The 18,228-nt window shown below is 64.0% G+C and carries 2 protein-coding genes; both read right to left on the reverse strand.

The features are described from left to right. Positions 1 to 102: 102 nt before the first annotated feature. Positions 103 to 9,990: a VCBS domain-containing protein gene (locus tag NKT35_RS07740; protein WP_305883470.1), complete on the reverse strand. Its 9,888-nt coding sequence runs from the start codon at positions 9,988 to 9,990 to the stop codon at positions 103 to 105. After that, entirely contained in the window at positions 9,888 to 18,182 is an 8,295-nt protein-coding gene (locus NKT35_RS07745; RefSeq protein ID WP_254300436.1) for a retention module-containing protein, read from the reverse strand. Before NKT35_RS07745 ends, NKT35_RS07740 begins: the two co-directional genes overlap by 103 nt. Positions 18,183 to 18,228 lie beyond the last annotated feature (46 nt).

Below are 18,228 nucleotides of genomic sequence, written 5' to 3' on the forward strand. Positions count from 1 at the left end.
GGGGATGGCGCCGGCTTGGCGATTGACGCTGAGCGTTTGCCGCGGATGTAAAAAAAGACCCCCGCGCGAGGCGGGGGCGAGAGGGTGGCAGTTGCCTGCGGTTTAGTCGGTATGCAATTGGCCGTGATCCAGCAGATTCTTCAGGATCTGGGTGTCGCTCAGCTGCGCATGGTTGGCGTCATGCGTCAGGTCGACGTTTTGCAACACGATCTGCTGCGTGACATCGCCCTTGGCCGGCTTGACGTCGATCACGGTGTCCTGGCCTACCAGTTTGAAGTCCAGGTAGTTGCTCAGATTGGCCGGGTCGTGGCCCGGGTGTTTCAGCAGGTCCGCCAGATCGAGCACGTCGCGCTCGCCGTCGGTGGTGCCGAAGTCGGTGATGATGTCGCGCGCCGGCTTGGCGGCGGTGCCTTGGTCCGCCAGCGTCCACTTGAACGTGTCCACGCCGCCGCCGCCCGTCAATACATCGTGGCCGGCGCCGCCTTGCAGCAGATCATTGCCGTGGCCGCCAAACAAAGCGTCATTCTTGGCGCTGCCGAGCAGCGCCGCGTCGTGGTCGCCTGCCGTCAACGTCAAGCCATCCACCGCCAGCGGCGAGCCGTGGCGGGCCGCCAGCTGGATGGTGAGCTGGGCTTGCGAGGTGTCGCCGTCGGCGTCGCGCAGCGTATAGGTGAACACTTCCTGGCTGCCCGGCGGCAAGGCGCTGGCATTGGCGGTGAAGGTGTAGTGATAGCTGCCGTCGGCATTCACTACCACATCGCCGTAGTGGCCATGCAGCACCGCGCCGGCGGCGACGGAAGCCGAGTCGCTGCCTATGCCTACCACTTGCGCGCCATCGGCGCCCTTGACGTCATTGCCGAGCACGTTGCCGTCGACGCCTGGCAGATGGAAATCGCTGCCTTCAACGATGTGGCCGTAAATGCCAAAGCTGGTTTGGACGTTTTCAGGCGTGCGTATTGTGCTGCCCAAGTGGCCGTTGCCATCGTCGAACATGGCTCGGACGGTGAAGGTGCGGCCGTCGATGTCGAAAGACTGCTGGTCTTTCAGGAAGGTGACGATATCCTTGCTGGTTTCCGGATCGCTGGTGTTCGGCGTTTCGGTGTGCTTGATCGGGAAGTCCACCGAGATGGCTTTGCCGTTCAGCATCAGGCTCAGCGTCAGCGTGGCGCCGCTGATGCCGGAGTTGCCGCTGATCGGGTAGTTGTAGTGGACGAAGTCTCCCAGCTTGAAGGTTTCATTGACCGGCAGCGCGCCCTTCAGATTGGCGTCGTTGTCGTAGAAGCCATAGCCGGACTGTTGGCCACTGGTGCGTCCCCAGAACAGCTCGTTGCTGCCGCTGTCGTTGGCGCTATGCTTCACCGTGTTGACCCAGTCGCCGTCCAGAATGTTGTTCCAGTTGGCGATGATGCCGCCCTTATTGGTGATGGCGAAAGAGCCGCCGACTACCAAGCCGGCCTGGTCCGCCACCGCGTGAGGCGCATCGTTGACGATGCCGACCTCCAGCTTGCCGCTGGCCTTGCTGCCGTCCTTGTCCTGCGCGTCGATGGTGAGGCTGTCGAAGCCCTTGGCGCCGGAGAAGCTGCCGGCCTGGTTCAGCGTGTACTGATAGCTGACCTTGCCGCTGGCGGCGTCATAGGCGGTGACTTTCAGCGTGCCGTAATCGGTTGTCAGCGTGTTGCCGGTCAACTTGCCATTGGCGTTCACCATTTCGACATTGCCGATGCGCAAGCTGGCCAGGCCATCCGGCGCGTTGACGGTGAAGTTGCCGGCCTGGGTGAGCGCGGCGTTTTGCGGCGCGCTGCCGTTGGCCAGATTGGCTTCGTTGACCGAAATATCGCCGCCTTGCGCCTGGGTATGCAGATCGGACAAGACGACCGGATGATCCACCGGCTTGATGGTGACGCTCAGGTTTTGGCTGGCGCTGGCCTGGTCATGGTTCGAAGCCTCGGTGGCGGTGGCGGTCACCGTCACGTTGATCTGGCCGTTGTAGTGCGCCGGTCCCTTCAGCTGCAGGCTGTCCAGGCTCCAATTGCTGACGTCGAGCTTGCCGCTGGCATCGACTACGGCCAGATGGCCGCTGCCATCCTTCAGCGTGGTGCCGGCCGGCAGACCGCTGAGGGTGACGCTCAGCGTCTCGGAGCCGTCCTTGTCGTTCAGGCCGGCGCTGATCTGTCCCAGCTTGATGAAGCTGTCTTCAAAACCGACATTTTCTTGCACCTTGAAGCTCAGATTGTCGAGGATGGCGCCGTAGGAGTCGGCATCCTTGGACTGGAACATCAAGCGGTAATTGCCGCTTTCGGTGATGGGCAGATCCACTTTCACATCGCGCAGCCAGCCGGCGCTGCTGGGGTTGAAGTCATACAGCACCTGCGTCTTGCCGGCGATGGGGTTGCCCTGGCCGTCCAGCGCGATCAGCAGCACTTGCAGTTTGGAGCTGTCGACATAGCCGATGCGGGCGGAGATGTCGAAGCCCAACTGATAATTGCGGCCGGCTTCGCACTTGAAGTCGGTGTACAGGGTGTTGTCGCCGACGCGGTTCTCGATTTCCAGCACATGGTTGGTGGAGTTGCCGCCGGTATAGGTCTTCTCGGTGCCGACTTCCACTTGGCCATTGCCGTTATTGGTATTCCAGACGCCGAAGGTGTTGGCGCCCTGGATCGAGTTGATCTGGACGTCTTGGCGCCAGTTGCCGCTGGCCTGGCCTCGGCTCAGGTCTACGTCTTCGAAATTGATCGACGCGACGGTGGAGTAGCTGTTCACGCGCAGCGTCGGCGCATCGGCCACCGCTTCGACATGGATGGAGGCCGTGGCCGGGCTGGCGTCGATCGCGCCCTTATTGTCCTTGGCCGCATAGTGGAAGCCGGTATCGCCGCTCCAGTCGGCCGTGGGCTTGAAGTAGACCGGACCGCTGACGACATCGCCGACGTTAACCAGCTTGGCGCCTGCCGCGTCGCTGTACAGCGCGCCATTGCTCGGCAAGTCTTTGATGACATAACCCACAACGGTGCCATCGCCATCCTGGCCCGACAGATTCACCTGAATCAGCGGCTGATCCTCTTTGCCGGCGGCGGAGACATCGAAGGTTTCCGGCACCATATTGCCAGGCTGCGCGCTGTCATGGCCTACGGCGGTATCGCCATTGGCGGTTTCACGTGAAACAGCGTCGACGCTGATGGTGATCGGCGCGCCGACCTTGCCCTGGATTTCCAGCTGCAGGCCGGACAGCTTCACGTCCAAGGCCTTGCTGTCCCAGTGCCCGGACTGGCTGATGGTCAGCGTGCCGTCGGCGCCGATATTGCCGATCAGGTTGTGGCCGCTGTCGTACAAGGCCGCGCCGGCGTATTTCGGATCCAGCTTCACCACGATGTGGTCCAGCACTTCGCTGCCGTCGCGGTCGTTCAGCGAGGCGCTGATTTCGATCGGATAGCGGGTGAGGTCGGCGACTTCCTTGACCCAGCTGTTCTTGCTCTGATCCCAGACATAGACGCCGTCCTTGAACTGCAGGCGCTCGATGCTGTAGAGATTGTCCCGGCCCTCACCGACATAGGGGTTGGTGAATTCGTTGTAGCGTTTGTCGGCGACTTGGAAGAATAGCTGGTCGCCAGGCGTCATTTTGGGCGCGGTGATGACATAGTCGCTGAAGTTTTTGGCATAGACCGCGGTATCGATTCCCAGGCCGCCATAGAAGGTGTCGTCTCCCTTGCCGCCAAAGAAAATATCGTTGCCGTTGCCGCCGGTCAGCGTATCGTTGACTTTCTGCGAGCTGTCGTTGTCGTCGAAGGTCATCGAGCCGTCGTCGCCGATCAGCACGTTATCGGCATTGCTCCATTGCAGCGCGATATTATCCGGACCGTTCATCCCGCGCACGGCGTAGCCGGTGTTGTTGTCAATTTGCTGACCATTGGGCCAGAGGTCTTGCCCATCGGTGAGCGTGATGGCGTTCTTGCCATACTGCTTCATCACATCTTCCCACGAGGTATAGGTGTGGCCGCTGATCAGTTGATTGCCCGGCGTGAACGTAGGCAGGCCCAGCGTGATGTGCACGGTCGGAACGTCGGCGACGGGAACGATGCCGACTTGCACGGTGACGGTGGATTTGCCGCCGTGGCCGTCGTCCACTTGCACCTGGAAGGCGTCGCTGCCGCTGTAGTCCTTGCTTGGCGTATAGGTCCAGCTGCCATCGGCCTTCACTGCCACCGTGCCGTGTTGCGGGTTGGATGCCTGGCTGTAAGTCAGCGCGTCGTGGTCGGCGTCAACGGCCTGCACCTTGCCCTGCAAGATGGTGTCTTCTTTGGTGCTGGCGTTGACATGGTCGCCGGTCGGTTGGCCATTGGCGTCGACGAAAATCGGCGTGGTGTTCACCAGCGTGAAGCTAGGCGTGTCATGGCCATGGCCGCTGAGCTGACCGGGGTCTGTCACCACCAGTTTCACATCCGGGAGCGAATGGCCGCTGTTGACCCAGTCTGCGCCGGCCTGTGTCAGCACCACCTGGCCATCCTTCAGCAGATAGTAGCCATCCTTGTTGCTATCGCCGTCAAAAGCGACTTTCAGTTCGCTGGCCTGATTGTCGACATCGTTGATTGTGTAAGTGGCGGCGATATCCCCGGCTTTGAAAAGGTGCTCGGTCTGTGTTTGCGCCTGTACCAGGATGGTCGGCGCATCGTTGACGCCGTTGATGACCACCGTGATGTCATGCGGGGTGCCATCCTTCGAGAACACGGTGAAGGTTTCGGTCAGCGTGTCGTGCTCGCCTAGCTGTTTGACCTCTGCGCGGTTGTTGTCTACCGAATAATGCCAGTTGCCGTTGATGTCGATAGTGAGGGTGCCGATCGAACCGTTGCCGCCGTTGCTGATAATCCGGGATGGATCGATGAAGGATTCGTCATGATCCACATCGCTGACAATCAGTCTGCCGCTGGCGTCCAGGGTGCCGGTCGAGGAGACCTGCTGGTCTTCGGTGACGGCGCCTTGATCGTCGCCGCTGAAAGTGGCGGGGTCATTGGTGCCCTTGATGGTGACCGATACCGTATGCGTGGTGCCATCTATCGAGGTCACGGTAAAGCTGCGGTCTAGCGAGTCATTTGCGCCCAGCGACTGCGCCTTGGCATTGTCCAGCGTGAAAGTCCATTCGCCAGTCTTCTCATTGAGATGGAAGGTGCCGTAATCCACTTTGACGTCGGCTTGCGGACGGAATGCCGCCTGGTTCTTGTCTGGATCCAGAATGGTCAGAATGCCGCTTACCTGGGTGATCTTGTCCTCCACCACAACACCATGGTCTGCACCGCCGATGATCGCCGGATCATCCTTACCCTGGATGGTAACTTCAATGTTATGCGGCGTGCCGTCCAGCGATGTCACCGTGAAGGTGCGAGTGAAACGGTCGACGTTGGTCAGCTCTTGAGCCTTGTCATTGTCGAGCGTGAATGACCAGGCGCCGGTCTTCTCATTGAAATGGAAGGTGCCATAGTCGACTTTGACATCCGCTTGCGGCAGGAAGCCGCTCTGATCATGGTCGGCATCCTTGACCGTCAGTATGCCCTTGACGGTTGTCAGATCATCCTCGATCACCAGGCCCGTATCCTTGCCGGAGAAGACCGGGACATTGTCGGTGCCGTGGATGGTGACGACGATGTCGTGGGTCGTGCCGTCCAGCGAGGTGACGGTGAAGCGCTCGTCGCGGGTTTCGCCGCTGCGCAGGTACTGCACCTTGCTGTTGTCGACGCTGTAGTGCCAGTTGCCGTCGGCCTGGATGGTCAGGGTGCCGAGCGTGTTCTGGGCCGGGGTGACGGTGGTCTTGAAACCGCTCTGGTCATGGTCGGCGTCGGTGGCGACGATCTGGCCGTCGAAGCCGAGCACGGCCTTGGCGTCGGTGGCGTTCTCATAGACGTCGCCGCTGTCCTTGCCGGAGAAGACCGGGACATTGTCGGTGCCGTGGATGGTGACGACGATGTCGTGGGTCGTGCCGTCCAGCGAGGTGACGGTGAAGTGCTCGTCGCGGGTTTCGCCGCTGCGCAGGTACTGCACCTTGCTGTTGTCGACGCTGTAGTGCCAGTTGCCGTCGGCCTGGATGGTCAGGGTGCCGAGCGTGTTCTGGGCCGGGGTGACGGTGGTCTTGAAACCGCTCTGGTCATGGTCGGCGTCGGTGGCGACGATCTGGCCGTCGAAGCCGAGCACGGCCTTGGCGTCGGTGGCGTTCTCATAGACGTCGCCGCTGTCCTTGCCGGAGAAGACCGGGACATTGTCGGTACCGTGGATGGTGACGACGATGTCGTGGGTCGTGCCGTCCAGCGAGGTGACGGTGAAGCGCTCGTCGCGGGTTTCGCCGCTGCGCAGGTACTGCACCTTGCTGTTGTCGACGCTGTAGTGCCAGTTGCCGTCGGCCTGGATGGTCAGGGTGCCGAGCGTGTTCTGGGCCGGGGTGACGGTGGTCTTGAAACCGCTCTGGTCATGGTCGGCGTCGGTGGCGACGATCTGGCCGTCGAAGCCGAGCACGGCCTTGGCGTCGGTGGCGTTCTCATAGACGTCGCCGCTGTCCTTGCCGGAGAAGACCGGGACATTGTCGGTGCCGTGGATGGTGACGACGATGTCGTGGGTCGTGCCGTCCAGCGAGGTGACGGTGAAGTGCTCGTCGCGGGTTTCGCCGCTGCGCAGGTACTGCACCTTGCTGTTGTCGACGCTGTAGTGCCAGTTGCCGTCGGCCTGGATGGTCAGGGTGCCGAGCGTGTTCTGGGCCGGGGTGACGGTGGTCTTGAAACCGCTCTGGTCATGGTCGGCGTCGGTGGCGACGATCTGGCCGTCGAAGCCGAGCACGGCCTTGGCGTCGGTGGCGTTCTCATAGACGTCGCCGCTGTCCTTGCCGGAGAAGACCGGGACATTGTCGGTACCGTGGATGGTGACGACGATGTCGTGGGTCGTGCCGTCCAGCGAGGTGACGGTGAAGTGCTCGTCGCGGGTTTCGCCGCTGCGCAGGTACTGCACCTTGCTGTTGTCGACGCTGTAGTGCCAGTTGCCGTCGGCCTGGATGGTCAGGGTGCCGAGCGTGCCCTGGGCCGGGGTGACGGTGGTCTTGAAACCGCTCTGGTCATGGTCGGCGTCGGTGGCGACGATCTGGCCGTCGAAGCCGAGCACGGCCTTGGCGTCGGTGGCGTTCTCATAGACGTCGCCGCTGTCCTTGCCGGAGAAGACCGGGGCATTGTCGGTGCCGTGGATGGTGACGACGATGTCGTGGGTCGTGCCGTCCAGCGAGGTGACGGTGAAGTGCTCGTCGCGGGTTTCGCCGCTGCGCAGGTACTGCACCTTGCTGTTGTCGACGCTGTAGTGCCAGTTGCCGTCGGCCTGGATGGTCAGGGTGCCGAGCGTGCCCTGGGCCGGGGTGACGGTGGTCTTGAAACCGCTCTGGTCATGGTCGGCGTCGGTGGCGACGATCTGGCCGTCGAAGCCGAGCACGGCCTTGGCGTCGGTGGCGTTCTCATAGACGTCGCCGCTGTCCTTGCCGGAGAAGACCGGGACATTGTCGGTGCCGTGGATGGTGACGACGATGTCGTGGGTCGTGCCGTCCAGCGAGGTGACGGTGAAGTGCTCGTCGCGGGTTTCGCCGCTGCGCAGGTACTGCACCTTGCTGTTGTCGACGCTGTAGTGCCAGTTGCCGTCGGCCTGGATGGTCAGGGTGCCGAGCGTGTTCTGGGCCGGGGTGACGGTGGTCTTGAAACCGCTCTGGTCATGGTCGGCGTCGGTGGCGACGATCTGGCCGTCGAAGCCGAGCACGGCCTTGGCGTCGGTGGCGTTCTCATAGACGTCGCCGCTGTCCTTGCCGGAGAAGACCGGGACATTGTCGGTACCGTGGATGGTGACGACGATGTCGTGGGTCGTGCCGTCCAGCGAGGTGACGGTGAAGTGCTCGTCGCGGGTTTCGCCGCTGCGCAGGTACTGCACCTTGCTGTTGTCGACGCTGTAGTGCCAGTTGCCGTCGGCCTGGATGGTCAGGGTGCCGAGCGTGCCCTGGGCCGGGGTGACGGTGGTCTTGAAACCGCTCTGGTCATGGTCGGCGTCGGTGGCGACGATCTGGCCGTCGAAGCCGAGCACGGCCTTGGCGTCGGTGGCGTTCTCATAGACGTCGCCGCTGTCCTTGCCGGAGAAGACCGGGACATTGTCGGTGCCGTGGATGGTGACGACGATGTCGTGGGTCGTGCCGTCCAGCGAGGTGACGGTGAAGTGCTCGTCGCGGGTTTCGCCGCTGCGCAGGTACTGCACCTTGCTGTTGTCGACGCTGTAGTGCCAGTTGCCGTCGGCCTGGATGGTCAGGGTGCCGAGCGTGTTCTGGGCCGGGGTGACGGTGGTCTTGAAACCGCTCTGGTCATGGTCGGCGTCGGTGGCGACGATCTGGCCGTCGAAGCCGAGCACGGCCTTGGCGTCGGTGGCGTTCTCATAGACGTCGCCGCTGTCCTTGCCGGAGAAGACCGGGGCATTGTCGGTGCCGTGGATGGTGACGACGATGTCGTGGGTCGTGCCGTCCAGCGAGGTGACGGTGAAGTGCTCGTCGCGGGTTTCGCCGCTGCGCAGGTACTGCACCTTGCTGTTGTCGACGCTGTAGTGCCAGTTGCCGTCGGCCTGGATGGTCAGGGTGCCGAGCGTGCCCTGGGCCGGGGTGACGATGGTCTTGAAACCGCTCTGGTCATGGTCGGCGTCGGTGGCGACGATCTGGCCGTCGAAGCCGAGCACGGCCTTGGCGTCGGTGGCGTTCTCATAGACGTCGCCGCTGTCCTTGCCGGAGAAGACCGGGGCATTGTCGGTGCCGTGGATGGTGACGACGATGTCGTGGGTCGTGCCGTCCAGCGAGGTGACGGTGAAGTGCTCGTCGCGGGTTTCGCCGCTGCGCAGGTACTGCACCTTGCTGTTGTCGACGCTGTAGTGCCAGTTGCCGTCGGCCTGGATGGTCAGGGTGCCGAGCGTGCCCTGGGCCGGGGTGACGGTGGTCTTGAAACCGCTCTGGTCATGGTCGGCGTCGGTGGCGACGATCTGGCCGTCGAAGCCGAGCACGGCCTTGGCGTCGGTGGCGTTCTCATAGACGTCGCCGCTGTCCTTGCCGGAGAAGACCGGGACATTGTCGGTGCCGTGGATGGTGACGACGATGTCGTGGGTCGTGCCGTCCAGCGAGGTGACGGTGAAGTGCTCGTCGCGGGTTTCGCCGCTGCGCAGGTACTGCACCTTGCTGTTGTCGACGCTGTAGTGCCAGTTGCCGTCGGCCTGGATGGTCAGGGTGCCGAGCGTGCCCTGGGCCGGGGTGACGGTGGTCTTGAAACCGCTCTGGTCATGGTCGGCGTCGGTGGCGACGATCTGGCCGTCGAAGCCGAGCACGGCCTTGGCGTCGGTGGCGTTCTCATAGACGTCGCCGCTGTCCTTGCCGGAGAAGACCGGGGCATTGTCGGTGCCGTGGATGGTGACGACGATGTCGTGGGTCGTGCCGTCCAGCGAGGTGACGGTGAAGTGCTCGTCGCGGGTTTCGCCGCTGCGCAGGTACTGCACCTTGCTGTTGTCGACGCTGTAGTGCCAGTTGCCGTCGGCCTGGATGGTCAGGGTGCCGAGCGTGCCCTGGGCCGGGGTGACGGTGGTCTTGAAACCGCTCTGGTCATGGTCGGCGTCGGTGGCGACGATCTGGCCGTCGAAGCCGAGCACGGCCTTGGCGTCGGTGGCGTTCTCATAGACGTCGCCGCTGTCCTTGCCGGAGAAGACCGGGACATTGTCGGTGCCGTGGATGGTGACGACGATGTCGTGGGTCGTGCCGTCCAGCGAGGTGACGGTGAAGTGCTCGTCGCGGGTTTCGCCGCTGCGCAGGTACTGCACCTTGCTGTTGTCGACGCTGTAGTGCCAGTTGCCGTCGGCCTGGATGGTCAGGGTGCCGAGCGTGCCCTGGGCCGGGGTGACGGTGGTCTTGAAACCGCTCTGGTCATGGTCGGCGTCGGTGGCGACGATCTGGCCGTCGAAGCCGAGCACGGCCTTGGCGTCGGTGGCGTTCTCATAGACGTCGCCGCTGTCCTTGCCGGAGAAGACCGGGCATTGTCGGTGCCGTGGATGGTGACGACGATGTCGTGGGTCGTGCCGTCCAGCGAGGTGACGGTGAAGTGCTCGTCGCGGGTTTCGCCGCTGCGCAGGTACTGCACCTTGCTGTTGTCGACGCTGTAGTGCCAGTTGCCGTCGGCCTGGATGGTCAGGGTGCCGAGCGTGCCCTGGGCCGGGGTGACGGTGGTCTTGAAACCGCTCTGGTCATGGTCGGCGTCGGTGGCGACGATCTGGCCGTCGAAGCCGAGCACGGCCTTGGCGTCGGTGGCGTTCTCATAGACGTCGCCGCTGTCCTTGCCGGAGAAGACCGGGGCATTGTCGGTGCCGTGGATGGTGACGACGATGTCGTGGGTCGTGCCGTCCAGCGAGGTGACGGTGAAGTGCTCGTCGCGGGTTTCGCCGCTGCGCAGGTACTGCACCTTGCTGTTGTCGACGCTGTAGTGCCAGTTGCCGTCGGCCTGGATGGTCAGGGTGCCGAGCGTGTTCTGGGCCGGGGTGACGGTGGTCTTGAAACCGCTCTGGTCATGGTCGGCGTCGGTGGCGACGATCTGGCCGTCGAAGCCGAGCACGGCCTTGGCGTCGGTGGCGTTCTCATAGACGTCGCCGCTGTCCTTGCCGGAGAAGACCGGGGCATTGTCGGTGCCGTGGATGGTGACGACGATGTCGTGGGTCGTGCCGTCCAGCGAGGTGACGGTGAAGTGCTCGTCGCGGGTTTCGCCGCTGCGCAGGTACTGCACCTTGCTGTTGTCGACGCTGTAGTGCCAGTTGCCGTCGGCCTGGATGGTCAGGGTGCCGAGCGTGCCCTGGGCCGGGGTGACGGTGGTCTTGAAACCGCTCTGGTCATGGTCGGCGTCGGTGGCGACGATCTGGCCGTCGAAGCCGAGCACGGCCTTGGCGTCGGTGGCGTTCTCATAGACGTCGCCGCTGTCCTTGCCGGAGAAGACCGGGGCATTGTCGGTGCCGTGGATGGTGACGACGATGTCGTGGGTCGTGCCGTCCAGCGAGGTGACGGTGAAGTGCTCGTCGCGGGTTTCGCCGCTGCGCAGGTACTGCACCTTGCTGTTGTCGACGCTGTAGTGCCAGTTGCCGTCGGCCTGGATGGTCAGGGTGCCGAGCGTGCCCTGGGCCGGGGTGACGGTGGTCTTGAAACCGCTCTGGTCATGGTCGGCGTCGGTGGCGACGATCTGGCCGTCGAAGCCGAGCACGGCCTTGGCGTCGGTGGCGTTCTCATAGACGTCGCCGCTGTCCTTGCCGGAGAAGACCGGGGCATTGTCGGTGCCGTGGATGGTGACGACGATGTCGTGGGTCGTGCCGTCCAGCGAGGTGACGGTGAAGTGCTCGTCGCGGGTTTCGCCGCTGCGCAGGTACTGCACCTTGCTGTTGTCGACGCTGTAGTGCCAGTTGCCGTCGGCCTGGATGGTCAGGGTGCCGAGCGTGCCCTGGGCCGGGGTGACGGTGGTCTTGAAACCGCTCTGGTCATGGTCGGCGTCGGTGGCGACGATCTGGCCGTCGAAGCCGAGCACGGCCTTGGCGTCGGTGGCGTTCTCATAGACGTCGCCGCTGTCCTTGCCGGAGAAGACCGGGACATTGTCGGTGCCGTGGATGGTGACGACGATGTCGTGGGTCGTGCCGTCCAGCGAGGTGACGGTGAAGTGCTCGTCGCGGGTTTCGCCGCTGCGCAGGTACTGCACCTTGCTGTTGTCGACGCTGTAGTGCCAGTTGCCGTCGGCCTGGATGGTCAGGGTGCCGAGCGTGCCCTGGGCCGGGGTGACGGTGGTCTTGAAACCGCTCTGGTCATGGTCGGCGTCGGTGGCGACGATCTGGCCGTCGAAGCCGAGCACGGCCTTGGCGTCGGTGGCGTTCTCATAGACGTCGCCGCTGTCCTTGCCGGAGAAGACCGGGGCATTGTCGGTGCCGTGGATGGTGACGACGATGTCGTGGGTCGTGCCGTCCAGCGAGGTGACGGTGAAGTGCTCGTCGCGGGTTTCGCCGCTGCGCAGGTACTGCACCTTGCTGTTGTCGACGCTGTAGTGCCAGTTGCCGTCGGCCTGGATGGTCAGGGTGCCGAGCGTGCCCTGGGCCGGGGTGACGGTGGTCTTGAAACCGCTCTGGTCATGGTCGGCGTCGGTGGCGACGATCTGGCCGTCGAAGCCGAGCACGGCCTTGGCGTCGGTGGCGTTCTCATAGACGTCGCCGCTGTCCTTGCCGGAGAAGACCGGGACATTGTCGGTGCCGTGGATGGTGACGACGATGTCGTGGGTCGTGCCGTCCAGCGAGGTGACGGTGAAGTGCTCGTCGCGGGTTTCGCCGCTGCGCAGGTACTGCACCTTGCTGTTGTCGACGCTGTAGTGCCAGTTGCCGTCGGCCTGGATGGTCAGGGTGCCGAGCGTGTTCTGGGCCGGGGTGACGGTGGTCTTGAAACCGCTCTGGTCATGGTCGGCGTCGGTGGCGACGATCTGGCCGTCGAAGCCGAGCACGGCCTTGGCGTCGGTGGCGTTCTCATAGACGTCGCCGCTGTCCTTGCCGGAGAAGACCGGGACATTGTCGGTACCGTGGATGGTGACGACGATGTCGTGGGTCGTGCCGTCCAGCGAGGTGACGGTGAAGTGCTCGTCGCGGGTTTCGCCGCTGCGCAGGTACTGCACCTTGCTGTTGTCGACGCTGTAGTGCCAGTTGCCGTCGGCCTGGATGGTCAGGGTGCCGAGCGTGCCCTGGGCCGGGGTGACGGTGGTCTTGAAACCGCTCTGGTCATGGTCGGCGTCGGTGGCGACGATCTGGCCGTCGAAGCCGAGCACGGCCTTGGCGTCGGTGGCGTTCTCATAGACGTCGCCGCTGTCCTTGCCGGAGAAGACCGGGACATTGTCGGTGCCGTGGATGGTGACGACGATGTCGTGGGTCGTGCCGTCCAGCGAGGTGACGGTGAAGTGCTCGTCGCGGGTTTCGCCGCTGCGCAGGTACTGCACCTTGCTGTTGTCGACGCTGTAGTGCCAGTTGCCGTCGGCCTGGATGGTCAGGGTGCCGAGCGTGTTCTGGGCCGGGGTGACGGTGGTCTTGAAACCGCTCTGGTCATGGTCGGCGTCGGTGGCGACGATCTGGCCGTCGAAGCCGAGCACGGCCTTGGCGTCGGTGGCGTTCTCATAGACGTCGCCGCTGTCCTTGCCGGAGAAGACCGGGGCATTGTCGGTGCCGTGGATGGTGACGACGATGTCGTGGGTCGTGCCGTCCAGCGAGGTGACGGTGAAGTGCTCGTCGCGGGTTTCGCCGCTGCGCAGGTACTGCACCTTGCTGTTGTCGACGCTGTAGTGCCAGTTGCCGTCGGCCTGGATGGTCAGGGTGCCGAGCGTGCCCTGGGCCGGGGTGACGATGGTCTTGAAACCGCTCTGGTCATGGTCGGCGTCGGTGGCGACGATCTGGCCGTCGAAGCCGAGCACGGCCTTGGCGTCGGTGGCGTTCTCATAGACGTCGCCGCTGTCCTTGCCGGAGAAGACCGGGGCATTGTCGGTGCCGTGGATGGTGACGACGATGTCGTGGGTCGTGCCGTCCAGCGAGGTGACGGTGAAGTGCTCGTCGCGGGTTTCGCCGCTGCGCAGGTACTGCACCTTGCTGTTGTCGACGCTGTAGTGCCAGTTGCCGTCGGCCTGGATGGTCAGGGTGCCGAGCGTGCCCTGGGCCGGGGTGACGGTGGTCTTGAAACCGCTCTGGTCATGGTCGGCGTCGGTGGCGACGATCTGGCCGTCGAAGCCGAGCACGGCCTTGGCGTCGGTGGCGTTCTCATAGACGTCGCCGCTGTCCTTGCCGGAGAAGACCGGGACATTGTCGGTGCCGTGGATGGTGACGACGATGTCGTGGGTCGTGCCGTCCAGCGAGGTGACGGTGAAGTGCTCGTCGCGGGTTTCGCCGCTGCGCAGGTACTGCACCTTGCTGTTGTCGACGCTGTAGTGCCAGTTGCCGTCGGCCTGGATGGTCAGGGTGCCGAGCGTGCCCTGGGCCGGGGTGACGGTGGTCTTGAAACCGCTCTGGTCATGGTCGGCGTCGGTGGCGACGATCTGGCCGTCGAAGCCGAGCACGGCCTTGGCGTCGGTGGCGTTCTCATAGACGTCGCCGCTGTCCTTGCCGGAGAAGACCGGGGCATTGTCGGTGCCGTGGATGGTGACGACGATGTCGTGGGTCGTGCCGTCCAGCGAGGTGACGGTGAAGTGCTCGTCGCGGGTTTCGCCGCTGCGCAGGTACTGCACCTTGCTGTTGTCGACGCTGTAGTGCCAGTTGCCGTCGGCCTGGATGGTCAGGGTGCCGAGCGTGCCCTGGGCCGGGGTGACGGTGGTCTTGAAACCGCTCTGGTCATGGTCGGCGTCGGTGGCGACGATCTGGCCGTCGAAGCCGAGCACGGCCTTGGCGTCGGTGGCGTTCTCATAGACGTCGCCGCTGTCCTTGCCGGAGAAGACCGGGACATTGTCGGTGCCGTGGATGGTGACGACGATGTCGTGGGTCGTGCCGTCCAGCGAGGTGACGGTGAAGTGCTCGTCGCGGGTTTCGCCGCTGCGCAGGTACTGCACCTTGCTGTTGTCGACGCTGTAGTGCCAGTTGCCGTCGGCCTGGATGGTCAGGGTGCCGAGCGTGCCCTGGGCCGGGGTGACGGTGGTCTTGAAACCGCTCTGGTCATGGTCGGCGTCGGTGGCGACGATCTGGCCGTCGAAGCCGAGCACGGCCTTGGCGTCGGTGGCGTTCTCATAGACGTCGCCGCTGTCCTTGCCGGAGAAGACCGGGACATTGTCGGTGCCGTGGATGGTGACGACGATGTCGTGGGTCGTGCCGTCCAGCGAGGTGACGGTGAAGTGCTCGTCGCGGGTTTCGCCGCTGCGCAGGTACTGCACCTTGCTGTTGTCGACGCTGTAGTGCCAGTTGCCGTCGGCCTGGATGGTCAGGGTGCCGAGCGTGCCCTGGGCCGGGGTGACGGTGGTCTTGAAACCGCTCTGGTCATGGTCGGCGTCGGTGGCGACGATCTGGCCGTCGAAGCCGAGCACGGCCTTGGCGTCGGTGGCGTTCTCATAGACGTCGCCGCTGTCCTTGCCGGAGAAGACCGGGGCATTGTCGGTGCCGTGGATGGTGACGACGATGTCGTGGGTCGTGCCGTCCAGCGAGGTGACGGTGAAGTGCTCGTCGCGGGTTTCGCCGCTGCGCAGGTACTGCACCTTGCTGTTGTCGACGCTGTAGTGCCAGTTGCCGTCGGCCTGGATGGTCAGGGTGCCGAGCGTGCCCTGGGCCGGGGTGACGGTGGTCTTGAAACCGCTCTGGTCATGGTCGGCGTCGGTGGCGACGATCTGGCCGTCGAAGCCGAGCACGGCCTTGGCGTCGGTGGCGTTCTCATAGACGTCGCCGCTGTCCTTGCCGGAGAAGACCGGGACATTGTCGGTGCCGTGGATGGTGACGACGATGTCGTGGGTCGTGCCGTCCAGCGAGGTGACGGTGAAGTGCTCGTCGCGGGTTTCGCCGCTGCGCAGGTACTGCACCTTGCTGTTGTCGACGCTGTAGTGCCAGTTGCCGTCGGCCTGGATGGTCAGGGTGCCGAGCGTGTTCTGGGCCGGGGTGACGGTGGTCTTGAAACCGCTCTGGTCATGGTCGGCGTCGGTGGCGACGATCTGGCCGTCGAAGCCGAGCACGGCCTTGGCGTCGGTGGCGTTCTCATAGACGTCGCCGCTGTCCTTGCCGGAGAAGACCGGGGCATTGTCGGTGCCGTGGATGGTGACGACGATGTCGTGGGTCGTGCCGTCCAGCGAGGTGACGGTGAAGTGCTCGTCGCGGGTTTCGCCGCTGCGCAGGTACTGCACCTTGCTGTTGTCGACGCTGTAGTGCCAGTTGCCGTCGGCCTGGATGGTCAGGGTGCCGAGCGTGTTCTGGGCCGGGGTGACGGTGGTCTTGAAACCGCTCTGGTCATGGTCGGCGTCGGTGGCGACGATCTGGCCGTCGAAGCCGAGCACGGCCTTGGCGTCGGTGGCGTTCTCATAGACGTCGCCGCTGTCCTTGCCGGAGAAGACCGGGGCATTGTCGGTGCCGTGGATGGTGACGACGATGTCGTGGGTCGTGCCGTCCAGCGAGGTGACGGTGAAGTGCTCGTCGCGGGTTTCGCCGCTGCGCAGGTACTGCACCTTGCTGTTGTCGACGCTGTAGTGCCAGTTGCCGTCGGCCTGGATGGTCAGGGTGCCGAGCGTGCCCTGGGCCGGGGTGACGGTGGTCTTGAAACCGCTCTGGTCATGGTCGGCGTCGGTGGCGACGATCTGGCCGTCGAAGCCGAGCACGGCCTTGGCGTCGGTGGCGTTCTCATAGACGTCGCCGCTGTCCTTGCCGGAGAAGACCGGGGCATTGTCGGTGCCGTGGATGGTGACGACGATGTCGTGGGTCGTGCCGTCCAGCGAGGTGACGGTGAAGTGCTCGTCGCGGGTTTCGCCGCTGCGCAGGTACTGCACCTTGCTGTTGTCGACGCTGTAGTGCCAGTTGCCGTCGGCCTGGATGGTCAGGGTGCCGAGCGTGCCCTGGGCCGGGGTGACGGTGGTCTTGAAACCGCTCTGGTCATGGTCGGCGTCGGTGGCGACGATCTGGCCGTCGAAGCCGAGCACGGCCTTGGCGTCGGTGGCGTTCTCATAGACGTCGCCGCTGTCCTTGCCGGAGAAGACCGGGGCATTGTCGGTGCCGTGGATGGTGACGACGATGTCGTGGGTCGTGCCGTCCAGCGAGGTGACGGTGAAGTGCTCGTCGCGGGTTTCGCCGCTGCGCAGGTACTGCACCTTGCTGTTGTCGACGCTGTAGTGCCAGTTGCCGTCGGCCTGGATGGTCAGGGTGCCGAGCGTGCCCTGGGCCGGGGTGACGGTGGTCTTGAAACCGCTCTGGTCATGGTCGGCGTCGGTGGCGACGATCTGGCCGTCGAAGCCGAGCACGGCCTTGGCGTCGGTGGCGTTCTCATAGACGTCGCCGCTGTCCTTGCCGGAGAAGACCGGGGTGTCATTTGTGCCGACGATGGTGATGGTCACCGTGGAAGTGGTGCCATCCTTCGAAGCGACGGTGAAGGTCTCGACATGTTTTTCGCCTTCAGCCAAGGCTTGGACCTTGTCGCTGGCGTTATTGATGTCGAAGGTCCACTTGCCGTCGGCGCCGATCTTGAAGGTGCCGTAATCGTTGGTTTGGCTGCTGGCGACGAAGACCGCTTCGCCGGCGTCCTTGTCGGTGATGGTCAGGGTGCCGCTAGCCTGGCTCTGGTCGGCGGTGTCTTCTTTCACTTGGCCGGCGCCGGTGCTCAGTTCTGCCGGGTTATTGGTGCCGGTGACATGGATGGTGACGGTGGTTGTGGTGCCATCGTTCAAGGTGACGGTGATTTTGTCGTCGACCTTTTGGCCCTGGGTAAGCGCGTCGGCGCGGTTGTCCAGGGTGTAGGTCCATTTGCCCGTGGCATCCACGGTGAGGGAGCCGTACTCGCCTCTCAGGTTGCCGGACACAAAGCCTAGGGCGGGATTGTTGCTGTTGCTGGCCGTCAGCGCGCCGCTGGTGCTGGGCTGGGTTTGCTCGATTGCCGAACCGTCGCCGTTGCCGCCAATGACATTGGTGGCTTGGATAGCTTGTTCCGACAGCGGCAGGCGGGCATCGGCCGCATTGCCGCGGGCATCGTGAAGTTCAACCGCGGCATTCTGCGAGCTGTTCAATTGCAGCGGATTGATCGATTCGGCGATGCGGGCGACGCGGACGAAGGTGGAGCCGTCGTTGCCCGGGCCGGCGTCGTTCAGGCCGGCTGCGGCCGGTTCCAGATTGTCGAAGGGGTTGGGCTGGTTCGCGTCGGCGGGCGCATCCAACGACGCGAGGATTTTTTTGGCTTCTTCCGTCAGCGCGGCAACCTGGCTTTCGTTGGCTTCAGCATTGTGGGGGCGCAGCAAGTCCTCGCTCAATTGCATCTGGCGGTTGCCGTCCAGCTCCACGATTTGGCCATCGCCGCGGGTGAAACGGATATCCGCTCCCTCTTCTAGCTGCAGGCGCTCTCCCGGCAGCAGGATGTCGCCTGCTTTCAGGATGCGGATTTTGCCGCTGGCATCAATTGCCTTGACTGTGCCGTGCAGAGAAAGAATTTGCCCTTGAACGTTGGCCATGACGGAACCTTCCTATGACATTTTTGTGATTTCAGCAGGATATAGT

It is taken from the genome of Chromobacterium sp. IIBBL 290-4 (genome assembly GCF_024207115.1).
GTDB lineage: Bacteria > Pseudomonadota > Gammaproteobacteria > Burkholderiales > Chromobacteriaceae > Chromobacterium.

Bases quoted from the DNA above. Each gene is read 5' to 3' on its own strand.
- NKT35_RS07745 (WP_254300436.1), bottom strand. From the start codon at position 18,182: ATGGCCAACGTTCAAGGGCAAATTCTTTCTCTGCACGGCACAGTCAAG.